Annotated in this window: 11 protein-coding genes; 9 read left to right on the top strand and 2 right to left on the bottom strand. The window is 57.0% G+C overall.

All coding sequences use genetic code 11. From position 1 onward, the window contains the following. The first annotated feature begins 272 nt into the window (after positions 1-272). The 9 genes from B5E84_RS17620 (at position 273) to B5E84_RS17580 (ending at position 10816) form a co-directional block, all read left to right on the top strand. On the top strand, positions 273-632 hold the full coding sequence (locus B5E84_RS17620; protein WP_087225406.1) for a molecular chaperone Hsp90: 360 nt from the start codon (positions 273-275) through the stop codon (positions 630-632). Between the two features lie 179 nt (positions 633-811). After that, positions 812-2434, top strand: coding sequence for a response regulator (locus B5E84_RS17615; RefSeq protein ID WP_087225460.1), 1623 nt, complete (start codon positions 812-814; stop codon positions 2432-2434). Between the two features lie 118 nt (positions 2435-2552). After that, positions 2553-4346, top strand: a complete 1794-nt coding sequence (locus B5E84_RS17610) for a sensor histidine kinase (RefSeq protein WP_087225457.1) — start codon at positions 2553-2555, stop codon at positions 4344-4346. Further along, complete coding sequence (locus tag B5E84_RS17605) at positions 4343-5317, top strand: sugar ABC transporter substrate-binding protein (protein WP_087225403.1); 975 nt, start codon at positions 4343-4345, stop codon at positions 5315-5317. The genes B5E84_RS17610 and B5E84_RS17605 overlap by 4 nt, the downstream gene beginning before the upstream one ends. Before the next feature lie 15 nt (positions 5318-5332). Further along, positions 5333-6376: a galactose ABC transporter substrate-binding protein gene (locus B5E84_RS17600; RefSeq protein ID WP_087225401.1), complete on the top strand. Its 1044-nt coding sequence runs from the start codon at positions 5333-5335 to the stop codon at positions 6374-6376. 146 nt (positions 6377-6522) lie between these two features. Beyond that, complete coding sequence (locus tag B5E84_RS17595) at positions 6523-7689, top strand: galactose ABC transporter substrate-binding protein (protein ID WP_087225398.1); 1167 nt, start codon at positions 6523-6525, stop codon at positions 7687-7689. Between the two features lie 161 nt (positions 7690-7850). Next, complete coding sequence (locus B5E84_RS17590) at positions 7851-9329, top strand: sugar ABC transporter ATP-binding protein (protein WP_087225454.1); 1479 nt, start codon at positions 7851-7853, stop codon at positions 9327-9329. A gap of 15 nt (positions 9330-9344) precedes the next feature. Beyond that, entirely contained in the window at positions 9345-10406 is a 1062-nt protein-coding gene (locus tag B5E84_RS17585) for a galactose/methyl galactoside ABC transporter permease MglC (RefSeq protein ID WP_330374299.1), read from the top strand. A gap of 62 nt (positions 10407-10468) precedes the next feature. Then, positions 10469-10816, top strand: a complete 348-nt coding sequence (locus B5E84_RS17580; RefSeq protein ID WP_087225395.1) for an InlB B-repeat-containing protein — start codon at positions 10469-10471, stop codon at positions 10814-10816. Between the two features lie 126 nt (positions 10817-10942). Here B5E84_RS17580 and B5E84_RS17575 read toward each other — a convergent pair whose 3' ends face one another. After that, on the bottom strand, positions 10943-12340 hold the full coding sequence (locus tag B5E84_RS17575) for an MATE family efflux transporter (RefSeq protein ID WP_087225392.1): 1398 nt from the start codon (positions 12338-12340) through the stop codon (positions 10943-10945). A gap of 66 nt (positions 12341-12406) precedes the next feature. Continuing rightward, positions 12407-12847 carry an FMN-binding protein gene (locus B5E84_RS17570; RefSeq protein WP_087225389.1) on the bottom strand — a complete coding sequence of 147 codons (441 nt, stop codon included), beginning with the start codon at positions 12845-12847 and terminating at the stop codon, positions 12407-12409. Positions 12848-13027 lie beyond the last annotated feature (180 nt).

Raw genomic sequence — 13027 nt, 5'->3', positions numbered from 1 at the left:
CTTGATAGGATCATTGTACTACTTAAAGCTGGGTTTAAGTCAATGGCTTTTTAGGAGAAGACCGTTTTTCAGGGAGGTTTTAATGGGTGAAATGCCGGATGAAACGCGGGGGAACAGGGTGGACTTTCCCTTGTGAAACGGAGACCGCCGGGCACCCGGAGTGGGGATGGAATTTTCGGAGGAAAGCAGGAGGATGTCCCCTTCAAATGGTTGTAATGACAGATTTCTTGTGGTAAAATAGAGGCAAATTCTGAAAGAAAGAAGGGTTTCGTATGGATAAGAAGGTATTGGATTACGTAGTGGAGAAGACCAAGGAGCTCATGGGGACGGCTACCTGCAGCGCGGAGGCAAAGGCTGCGGCCCAGGCCTGGCTGGACGCGGTGGGAACGGCCGCGGAGGCGGAGGAGACGAAGAAGTACATCGCGGAGCTGGAGGGCGACATCATGCCCATTGATATGCTCATTGATTTCTCCGAGTCTGACGCTGGAAAAGCGTATTTCGGCGCGGACACGGCCTCCGGGATCGCGGCTCACGGCAGAGAGATCAAGGCGGCGGGAGCGAAATTCTGCGACTGCCCGGCCTGTGCGGTGGTAGCGGAGATCCTGGAGAAAAAGGACGAGATGCTGGCGTAAGCGCCAGGACAGGCAAACAGAACCTTTGGCGCGGGCGGCTGCGGCGGCAGCCGCCCCTTCTGCGCTGTGAAGACAACATGATAAAACAGAGGCGGGCGGCGGGCCGGCAAACCGGACGGCCCGCCGGCATACACCGCCGCGCCTGGGACTGTCAGGCCGGGAAAGGAGCAGACCGTTTCATGAACTTATATCGAATCATTCTGGTAGACGACGAGGAGGAAGTGCGAAAGGGCATTATCCGCAAGATTGACTGGGCCCGCCTGGGGTTCCAGGTGGTGGGAGACGCGGAAAATGGCCAGGAGGCTCTGGAGAAAATCGAGCAGATGGAGCCGGACGTGGTCATGACCGACATCCGGATGCCCTATATGGACGGCCTGACCCTGACGGCCCGCATCCGCCAGAAGTACCCGTCCATGAAGGTGCTGATTTTTTCCGGGTTTGACGATTTTGAGTACGCCCAGCAGGCCATTAAGCTGAACGTCACGGAGTACATATTAAAACCGGTGAACGTGGAGGAGCTGACGGAGATCTTAAACCGGGTCCGGGAAAACCTGGACGAGGAGATTAAGCAGCGGAGAAACGTGGACATTCTCCGGGAAAGCTATTTAAACAGCCTTCCCATCCTGCGGGAGGTGTTCCTAAACGACCTGGTTCAGGGAACGGTGGGACAGGAGCAGATCGCCTCCCGGCTGGAGGAGTACGGGGTGGATATTTTAGGGGCCAGGAAATGGCTGGCGGCCCTCATCCACGTGGAGCAGGAGGATTCCTGCAGCCAGGTGCTCTCCCGGCACCGGGAGCTGATCCCCATTTCCGTCCGCCAGCTGGTGGAGGACAGCCTGCGGGCCTTCTGCCGGTTTGCCGCCTTCAATTCCTCTGTGGGACTGACCCTCATCGTGGCGGTGGACGAGGAAAATACTCAGACCGGCCTCATTGACCAGCTGGGAGACATCTGCAAGGAATGCCGCCGGGTGCTGGAGGTGACGGTGACCATCGGCGTGGGCCACAGCTGTGAAGAACTGACGGGAATCGGCCAGTCCTACCGGTCGGCCTTGGATGCCCTGGGCTACAAAGCCATCGTGGGGACAGGGAAAACCATTTACATCAACGACGTGGAGCCGGTGAACCGGGGAAAGCTGCGGCTGGAGCCAAAGGACGAGGCGGAGCTGGCCGCGGCGGTGAAATTCGGCACTCCGGAGACCATCCGTTTGGCCGTCCACAGCCTGGTGGCCCGCATGGGCGGCGCCAGGGTCCACGCCCGCCAGTACCAGCTCTACAAGCTGTCCATGGTCAACGGCATGATCCAGCTCCTTCAGCAGTACGATATGGCGCCGGGAGACTTCCTGGAGCAGGACCGGTACATGGAGCTCTTAGGGGATCCGGAGCATCTGGAGGAGTTTGAGGAGTGGTTTTTCCAGCTGGCTCTGCGGTTAAATGAGGGCATGAACCGGGAGCGGGACAACACCACCCGCAAGGTGATCTTAGAGGCCAAGGAATACATTCAGGAGCACTACAAGGACCCGGATCTGTCCGTGGAAATGATCTGCCGCCAGCTCCACATGAGCCCGGCCTATTTTTCCACCCTCTTTAAGCGGGAGACGGGGCAGACCTACGTGGCTTACCTCACGGACATCCGCCTGGGGAAGGCGGTGGAGCTGTTAAACGAGACGGACGACAAGACCTACGTGATCGCCAGGAAGGTGGGCTATCAGGAGCAGAACTATTTCAGCTACGTGTTTAAGAAGAAATTCGGCGTTTCCCCCACCAAATACCGCAGCCCCCAGACGCCGGGGACCGGAAAATAGAGGAAACAGAGGAGAGCGGGAGACAGGGGAAAACAGAGCATAGAGGAACATGGAGGCGCAGGAAAACCGCCGGCCGGGAAACTGTACGCCCCAGACGGACACAAAGGGAGGGAAACTTATGGAACAGCCAGGAAAACGGAGCTGGATGCGCCAGTTCAGCATCCGCACCACCATATACGTATATTTCACGGTGAGCGCCCTGGTGGCGATCCTGCTCATCGGCGTATCCCTCTACGGCCGGCTCACCAGCCAGATGACGGCCACCATCCAGGAGGAGAACCAGGCCCTTTTAAACCAGGTAAACCTGTCGGTGGACGCCTATCTGCGCACCATCATGAAACTGTCGGACTCCCTGTACTACGGGGTGATAAAAAACGCCGATTTGTCGGCGGAGACGGTGAACAACGAGTTCACCCTTCTCTACGACAACAACAAGGAGCAGGTTTCCAACATCGCCCTCCTGTCCAAGGAAGGAGAGCTTTTGGAGGCGGTGCCCGCCGCCAGGCTCAAGCCGGGACTGGATGTGACGGAGGAGGAGTGGTTTCAGAACACGCTGGAGCGCACTGACAACCTCCATTTCACCACCCCCCACGTCCAGTACCTCTTTGACAGCACGGGAAACCAGTACCGCTGGGTGATCACCCTCTCCCGGGCGGTGGAGATCACCAGGGGCACCGCCACCGACCAGGGAGTGCTCTTAATCGACATCACCTACGGGAGTTTCCAGCAGCTTTTGGACAACATCACCCTGGGAAACAGCGGCTACCTCTACGTGATCAGCAGCGGCGGGGATCTGATCTACCATCCCAGGATGCAGCTCATCGACGCGGGGCTGGCGGAGGAGAACGTCCAGGCGGCGGCCTCCTACCGGGACGGTAATTACCGGGAGGAGTACCGCGGGGAGACGCGGGACATTTCCGTCAAATCCGTGGGCTACACCGGCTGGAAACTGATCGGCGTCAGCCCGGAGCGGGGCATCGCCCTCAACAACCTGAAGACGAAGCTGTTTATCGTGTTCATCGTGGCCTTCGTGCTCTACATTCTGGCCCTCATAAACTCCTACATTTCCACCAGGATCACCGTGCCCATCCAGAAACTGGAGAAATCGGTGAACGCCCTGGAGGCGGGGGATTTAAACGCGGAGATCCACATCGGCGGCTCCTACGAGATCCAGCATCTGGGCCGTTCCATCCGGGATATGGCGGAGCGGATTCAGACGCTGATGAAGGACATCGTGGCGGAGCACGAGTCCAAGCGGAAAAGCGAGTTTGACACCCTTCAGTCCCAGATCAACCCCCACTTTCTTTACAACACCCTGGACATCATTGTGTGGATGATTGAGAACGAGCAGAAGGACGAGGCGGTGAAGGTGGTCACGGCCCTGGCCCGGTTTTTCCGCATCAGCCTGAGCAAGGGAAAGAGCATTATCCCGGTGCGGGACGAGCTGGAGCACGTGAGAAACTACCTGATGATCCAGCAGAAACGGTTTAAAAATAAGTTCACCTACGAGATCGACGCGGAGCCGGAGACCCTGGAGCTGTGCAGCCTGAAACTGATGCTCCAGCCCCTGGTGGAAAATTCCATTTACCACGGCATGGAGTTTAAAATGGACGGGGACGGGGAGATCCTCATCCAGGTGCGCCGCCGGGAGGACGGCCTTTGGTTTACCGTGGGGGACAACGGGCTGGGCATGACGGAGGAGCAGGTGGAAAGCCTTCTCACCGGGGAGGCGGCCGTCCACTCCAGCAGGGGATCCGGCATCGGCGTGAAAAATGTGAACGAGCGGATCCGCCTGTACTTTGGGGAGGATTACGGCCTCTCCATTGATTCAGAGCCGGACGAGGGCACGACGGTGACCATCCACCTGCCCGCCCTGACAAAAGAGGAGCTGCGGGAGAAGGAGGGGCTATGATTACAAAACGGGAAAAAATCATATGGGCCGTCTACGGGGCGGCGCTGGTTCTTTTGTTTCTGGCCTCCTCCACCGATCTGATCATCAAGGAGCGGGAAAACCCTGTATACCCCATTTCCGTGGTCATTGAGGAGGACTCTGACGATCAGTACGTAAATTTCCGGAAGGGGATGGACCAGGCGGCCATGGAGCTTAACGCGGACGTGAGCTTTATCACCCTGTACGAGAGCAGCCAGGCGGAACAGCAGCTGGAAATGCTGCGGCGGGAAAAACAGGATGGGGCCCAGGCCCTGGTGGTGGCTCCCGTGGACGAAGGGGCGCTGGAGACGGCCCTGGAGGCGGAGCCGCTGGAGGTTCCCCTCATTCTCTCCAATGGGGACGGATTGGCGGAGTACGCCTCGGCGGAGGTGTCTGTGGACATCCGGGAGATGGGCCGCGCCCTGGGAGGGGAGGTGGCCGGGCGTCACGGGAGCGGGGAGCGGATCCTGCTCTTTGAAAACGGGGAGGAGACCAGCGTCAAGGGACGGTTTGAGGAGGGCTTGAGAGAATCCCTTTCCCAGGCCGGCTTTGAGCTGGTTTCTGTGTCCGGCGACAGGGAAAACGGGTTTCGAAACGCTCTGGAATCCCTCTGTTATCCGGCGGAGCAGGACGCCGTGGTCATCGCCCTGGATCCGGACAGCCTGCTGGAAACGGCAGAGCTTTTGGAGGAAAGCGCCAGGTACCGCCCCTACGTGAAAGGGGTCTACGGCCGGGGAACCTCCATTCCGGTGTTAAATGCCCTGGATGAGGGCTGGATCACCGGGCTCTGTGTGACCGACGACTTCAGTGCCGGTTATCTGTGCGCGCGCCTGGCGGTGGACGGGGCCAGGGGGACTCTGAAAAAGACGGAAATTTCCCTTCCCTTCTATTATATTGAGCGGGAGGCGCTGCGGGAGCCGCGGTATGAGAAAATGCTGTATCCCATTGAATAGAGAAAGGACGGGCCTATGAAAGGGACGAGAGGACGGTTTGGGAATATAAAACGGTTTTGGAAAACGGTGTGTCTGTTCTGCCTGCTTGCGCTTGTCTGCGCTGGCTGCGGCGGGAGCGAAAAAGCGGAAGGCCTGCCGTCGGTGCGCATCGGCGTGAGCCTCTACCGGGGCGACGACACCTTTATCAACAACATCCGCGGGGAACTGGAAAAGCGGGCCAAGGCCTACGAGCAGGAGACCGGCGTCAAGGTCCATTTGGACATCCAGGACGCCAAGGGCAGTCAGAACACCCAGAACAACCAGGTGGAGCGTTTTATTTCCCTGGGCTGCGACGTGGTCTGCATCAATATGGTGGACCGCACCAACGTCTCCATCATCATCGACAAGGCCATGGCCGCCGGCGTCCCGGTGGTGTTTTTCAACCGCCAGCCGGTGGAGGAGGACATGAACCGCTGGGACCAGCTCTACTACATCGGCGTAGATCCCAAGGAGTCGGCGGTGCTCCAGGGGAGCATCGTGGCAGACCTCTACGAGGAAAACCCGGAGCAGGTGGACCGAAACGGCGACGGAGTGGTGAGCTACGTCCTCCTGGAGGGGGAGAGCAGCCATCAGGATTCCGTGATCCGCACGGAGTGGTCAGTCCAGACCTTAAAGGACAGCGGCGTCCCCGTGGAAAAGCTTACGGGGGGCATCGCCAACTGGGAGAGGAGTCAGGCGTCCGCCCTCATGGAGCAGTGGCTGAAGGAGTATCCCGGCCGGATCGAGCTGGTGATCAGCAACAACGACGATATGGCCTTAGGCGCCATCGACGCCATAGAGCGGGCCGGCGTTTCAGGCATCAGCCTGGTGGGCATCGACGGCACCGTCCCGGGAAACGAGGCGGTGGAACAGGGAACCCTTTTGGGCACCGTGGCCTCTGACAAGGAGGAGTACGCGGGGGTCATGATGGACATTGCCATCGCCAGGGCCAGAGGGGAAGAACTCCCGGAGGATCTGGTTTTGGAGGAGGGGAAATATTACTGGGTCAGCCAGGAGATTGTGATGAAAAAAGAGAAATAATCACCAACTGCGAAAAAAAACCATACTTTTCAAAAGAAAATCCTATGGAAAACTGCACAAATTCTTAGTATAATAAACTTGTCCGGTAAGGCAGAGTGCCAAAACCGAAAAATGAAAAATCATATAAAAAAAGGGAGGTTTTTATCATGAGATTATCAAGAAAAGCAATGGCATTAGCAATGGCGTCCTGCATGGCCCTGTCCATGACGGCCTGCGGCGGCGGTTCCACGGACACCACCACAGCAGCTCCCGCTGCCGATGCTACCACAGCGGCAGAGAGCGATACCACAGAGGCTGCCGGCGAGGAGCAGGCTGCGATTGACGGAGAGGTTTCCGTATTCTATTACACCTACGGCGACACCTACATTTCCAGCGTGCGTTCCGCTCTGGACGCTGCTCTGGACGCTGCCGGCGTACAGTATCAGGACTACGACAGCAACAACAGCCAGACCACCCAGACCGAGCAGGTGACCACCGCCATCGCCAAGGGAACCAGCCTTCTGGTAGTAAACCTGGTAGACAGCGGCTCTGACGACGCGGCCCGCAACATCATTGACCAGGCCAGCGCTCAGAACATCCCGGTGATCTTCTTCAACCGTTCCGTAAGCGAGGAGGCGGTGAGCAGCTATGACAAGTGCGTATTCGTAGGAACCGACTACGAGATGGCCGGCCATATGCAGGGCGAGATGATCGGACAGTACCTGGTAGAGAATTACGATACCATTGATTTAAACGGCGACGGAGAGATCTCCTACGTGATGTTTAAGGGTCAGGAAGGAAACGCAGAGGCTATTGCCCGTACCCAGTACGGCGTAGAGGACGCGGATGCCGTTCTCACGGAGGCTGGAAAGCCGGCTCTGTCCTTCTATGACGACAGCAACAGCAACAAGTATCTGGTAGACCAGGACGGCGCATGGTCCGCGGCAGCTGCCAACAACTATATGCAGACCATCCTTTCCCAGTACAGCGAAGCCAACAACAACATGGTTGAGCTGGTAATCGCCAACAACGACGAGATGGCCATCGGCGCAGTGACCGCTCTGCAGAACGCAGGCTACAACTTAGAGGATGGCAGCGCAACCGTAATCCCCGTATTTGGCGTGGACGCTACGGATGCCGCAAAAGAGGCGATCGCGAAGGGAACCATGACCGGCACCATCAAGCAGGATGCAGACGGAATGGCCAACACCATTTCCCAGATCACCGTAAACTACATGACCGGAGCTGACACGTTTGCAGATGTGGATTCCGAGAACGTAGTAGGAACTTGGCGTGTAAATATCCCGTACGGTACCTATACCGGTGAGGAATAAAGAACATTCACCAGTTCAGTTGTAAGTGAGAGACGCCAAAAGGCGTCTCTTACCATATCCGGGGGTTTTGAGCAGGGGATTGGCCCCGTCCCGGTTGAGTACGAGAAAGGCCAGGAGGTGGCGGTTTGGAAAATCAGGAAAAGAAAGACGTTCTTTTGAAAATGGAAGGAATATGCAAATCGTTTCCCGGTGTAAAAGCTCTGGACAATGTTTCATTGACCGTGAGAGCTGGAACGGTTCACGCATTGATGGGGGAGAATGGAGCCGGCAAATCGACCCTGATGAAATGTCTGTTCGGCGTGTACAGCAAGGACAGCGGCCACATTTATCTGGAGGGAAAGGAAATCAATTTCAAAACCTCCAAGGAGGCCCTGGAAAACGGCGTGGCCATGGTGCACCAGGAGTTAAACCAGGCTCTGAAACGGAATGTCATGGACAATATGTGGCTGGGGCGTTTCCCAAAAATCTCCAAGTGGTGCCCCTTAACCAGCGAGTCCAAGATGTACGCCGCGACGAAAGCGGTGTTTGACGAGCTGGAGGTCCAGGTGGATCCGAAAACGGTGATGAGCCGGATGCCAGTGTCCCAGAGGCAGATGGTGGAGATCGCCAAGGCGGTTTCCTTCCACTCCAAGGTGATCGTGTTCGACGAGCCCACCTCGTCTCTGACAGAGGAGGAGGTAGAGCACCTGTTTCGCATTATCAATATGCTCCGGGACCGGGGCTGCGGAATCATCTACATATCCCATAAAATGGAGGAGATTCTGCGGATTTCCGATGACGTGACCATCATGCGTGACGGACAGTGGGTGGCCACCCGTCCCGCCAAGGAGCTGACCATGAACGAGATCATCCGCCTCATGGTAGGCCGTGAGCTGACCAACCGCTATCCGGAGAAGGACAACGTGGTGGGAGAGCCCCTGCTGGAGGTGAAAGGGCTGACGGCAGCCTATTCCGCCCTTCGGGACGTGTCCTTCGTGGCCAAGAAGGGCGAGGTTTTAGGCATCGCCGGCCTGGACGGCTCCGGGCGCACGGAGCTTTTGGAAAATATCTTCGGCATCGCCACCAGAAAAGAGGGCGAGATCTATCTGGAGGGAAAACGGGTGATGAACCGCAACGCCAGGGAGTCTCTGGCAAACCGGTTCGCCATGCTGACGGAGGAGCGCCGGGCCACCGGGATCTTCGGTATCCGGGATATACAGGCAAACACCACGATCTCCAGCCTGCGCCGCTACAAAGTGGGTCCCTTCCTCAGCAATAAAAAGCTGTCGGAGGCCACCGAGTGGGGCATCCGCTCCATGAGAACGAAAACTCCGAGCCAGAGGACGCAGATCCGCTCCCTGTCCGGAGGCAACCAGCAGAAGGTAATCTTAGCCAGATGGCTGCTGACGGAGCCAGAGGTGCTGCTTTTGGACGAGCCCACCAGAGGAATCGACGTGGGCGCCAAATACGAGATCTATCAGCTGATTCTGAACCTGGCAAAAGAGGGAAAGACCGTGCTTATGGTTTCCTCCGAGATGCCGGAGCTGCTTGGAGTCTGCGACCGGATTTTAGTCATGTCCGGCGGCCGGCTGGCCGGAGAGGTGGACGCCAGGAACACAACGCAGGAAGAAATCATGACTTTGGCTGCGAAATACGTATAATAGGGGGTATGAACTGTGTCTGACAACAAAACAGCGGGAAAAGCCCAGGAGTTTAAGGCTCTTTCGTCAAAAGATAAAATGAGGAAGGTCAGCGACCTCCTTCTCAACAACGCGATGTACATTATCATCGTGCTGGCCGTCATCTACATTTCCATAGAGGAGCCGGCCTTCCGGAAACTTCCGTCCATCATCAACGTCATTTCCCTGACGGCGGCAAAGCTGCCCATTGCTCTGGGAATTGCCGGATGTATCGTGCTGACCGGTACGGATATTTCCGCGGGCCGCGTGGTTGGCTTGACGGCCTGTATTTCCGCATCCTTACTGACCACTGTATTTAAGGTGTTCCCGGAAATGACCAGCGCCCCGCCCATTCTGGTGGTATTTCTGATGGTGCTGGCAGTGGGCGCCGTGGTGGGCTTTGTAAACGGGTTCAGCGTGGCGAAGTTTAAGCTGCATCCCTTTATCGTAACCCTGTCCACCCAGCTGATCGTGTACGGCCTGATCCTCATTTACTTAAAGAACGGCACGAACAACGGCCAGACCTTAAGCGGCCTGTCCGACGGCTACCGTGCTTTGGTTACCGGAACTCTGTTCACCATCCAGGGGGTGGCGGTGCCCAGATACGTGCTGTACGCTGTGATTCTCACCGTCATCATGTGGATCATCTGGAACAAGACCACCTTTGGAAAGAATATGTTCGCCGTCGGCTCCAATGAGGAGGCGGCCAACGTATCCGGCGTCAACGTCTCCCGCACCATCATCATGGTGTTTATGCTGGCAGGCGTGATGTACGCCATCACCGGTTTCCTGGACGGAGCCCGCATCGCGTCCGCCAACGCCAACACCGGCTTAAACTACGAGTGTGACGCCATCGCGGCCTGCGTCATCGGCGGCGTGTCCTTCGTGGGAGGCATTGGACGGATCAGCGGAATCGTGGTAGGCGTTCTGCTGCTGCAGATCATCTTCGCCGGCCTGAACTTCCTGTCTGTGGATGCCAATATGCTTTACGTGATCAAGGGTCTGATCATCCTGATCGCCTGCGCCATTGATATGAGAAAGTATCTGGTGCGCAAATAATCAGCTTTTACCAAAGCGCCGGAACCCCAGGTCCCGGCGCTTTGTGGGAAAGGAAAGGGCTTATGAGTGAGACAGAGCGGCCGCTACGGGGGCTGTACGGCCGGGTAAACATTTCCGTGAAGGCGTTAAACGGGATTATCATAGGGTTAAGCGTCCTGCTGATCGCCTGCCTGGCCTTCGGTATGGCAAACCGCGGCTACGATGTGACTTTCAACACCATGGGAGGAACGGCGGTGGAGAGCCAGAAACGGATGTATGGGGAAGTTTTGGAGCCTCCGGCGGAGCCCACCAGGGAGGGATACGCCTTTGACGGCTGGTACGCCGACGAGGGGCTGACGATCCCCTGGGATCTGGAGACGGACACCGTCAGCCAGTCCATGACCCTTTACGCCGGCTGGAAAGCGCCGTAGGCGGTCTGGGAAGTGGAATGAGATTGAGAAAGAGAGAAAGAAAAAGCAGGTTCGGAACCTTCTGTGAGGGGTTCGGAACCTGCTTTTTTGAGTTTGTCTGCCGGTATATGTTCGTCTGTCTGTTCGTTACCAGTTTACGTCCGTGTTCACCGGGATCCGTTTCCGGCCCAGGCGGCTGAAGAAGTGGAAGTAGACGAAGAAGGCGATGGAGGTGATGGTCCAGGAGAGGGGATAGCTCACCAGGATGGTCACCATAGTGCGGTGAAGGGGTACCGCGATCAGGACCCAGGCCACCCGCAGCACGCAGACGCCCAGGCAGGTGAGGATCATGGGGATCCAGCAGTCTCCGATGCCCCGCAGGGAACCGGAGTAAATCTCGATCAGGATGTAGGTGAGGAACATGGGCACCATAAAGTGAAGGATGTCCATTCCGCTCTCAATCACAGCTCCGTCCCCTGTGAACAGCCGGAAGATGTACTCTCCGAAGAAGTAGAGCAGGAGGGAGAGCAGAATCGTGGTGATAAAGGACATAAACAGGCAGACGTTTACGCCTTTCTTCACCCGCTTTGGCTTGTTGGCCCCGTAGTTCTGGCCTACGAAGGTGGTGATGGAGATGCCGAAGGCATTCATGACCATCCAGAACAGGCTGTCGATCTTGGAGTAGGCGGTGTAGGCCGCGATGGTGGTGGTTCCCAGGGTGTTGACGCTGGACTGGATAGTGATGTTGGAGGCGTTGTACATCACGGACTGAAGGCCTGCCGGCAGGCCGATCTGGACGATACGCTTGACTAAAAAGCTTTCGATCTTCAGTTTCCGGAAGTAGAGCTTGTACGACTCTGTGGTCCTGGTGAGGACGAGGACCACCAGCACAGCGCTCACCAGCTGGGAAAAGATGGTCGCCAGGGCGGCGCCGGCCACCTCCATCCCCAGGTATACGACAAAAAGCATATCCAGCACAATGTTGGTAAAGCAGCTGGCCATGAGGAAGTACAGGGGCCGTTTGGAATCACCGATGGCCCGCAGGATTCCGGATCCCATGTTGTAAACCAGGTTGGGAATGATGCCCAGGAAATAGATCCTAAGGTAGGAGGTGGCGTAGTCCATCACCGCCTCCGGCGTCCCCATGGCCCGCAGGGCGAAGGGGGCCCCCACCAGGCCGATGCCCATCATGGCCAGGCCCGTTACCAGGGAAAAGGCCACGGCGGTGTGGACGGAGCGGCTCACCATATCATGCTGGCCGGCCCCGAAAAACTGGGAAATGGTCACGGTGGCGCCGGAGGACAGGCCGACGAAAAAGCCGACGAACAGGTTGATCAGGGTGCCGGTGGTGCCTCCCACCGCCGCCAGCGCCTCCGTTCCCACGTACTGTCCCACGATAACGGCGTCCACCGTGTTGTAGAGCTGCTGAAAAAAGGTTCCGAACAGAATCGGAAAGAAGAAAAAAAGGAGCTGCTGCCAGATGACTCCTTCTGTGATGCTGTTCCGCGCGGACGCGGCCGTTTCTTTTTGTGCTTGCGTTTTCATAATTCTCCCCAAATATGTAAAAGAATGAAAGAAAAAAGTTGATTGGCTAAACGCCTTTCATTATATTCACTTTTCAGCCTTTTGTAAAGCATCATTGATGGCTTTTAAGAGAGCCTGGGAAGTGTAGCGGGTTTCGCTGGCGTAGGAGAGGTTTTCCGTGGACTGGGTGGAGCAGATCTGTTCCGCCAGGTCATCCAGGGCCGGCTGCATCAGGGGGTACATGGTGGTGACCGCCTCGCTTAAGGGCACCAGGTCGATGGCGTTGATATGGCTGGCGTCCACGGAGACCTGGACATTGACCTGCTCGTTTCCCAGGCGGATGGAGGAGGTGTACACGCCCGGCGTGTACAGGGCGTCTGCCTGGTCCGAGGAGGCGGGGGCGTCCGTTTTTCCCGGCCGGAACATGAACAGGAACAGGGATATGAGCAGGATGCCTAAAATAAGAAAGACCGCGGTATAGATGATCTCCTTCATCCGCAGCACGACGATTTTTGTTTTGGAGCTCATAGGGGACCTCCGGTTTGCGTTTGTTACAGACTATGAGGGGAGAGGGGGGATTATGAAAAAGCGTGAATTGAAAAAGTAAAGTCTGTATGTAAGACTTAACGCTATGTATATGAAAAATTCCGCATAAAACAGGAACTTTTTGTGGATGAATCGCTATCCTTGTGGTAAACTAATACCAAA

It is taken from the genome of Lachnoclostridium sp. An14 (genome assembly GCF_002160755.1).
Lineage (GTDB): Bacteria > Bacillota > Clostridia > Lachnospirales > Lachnospiraceae > Lachnoclostridium_A.
This window is presented reverse-complemented; position numbering and strand designations above follow the sequence as displayed.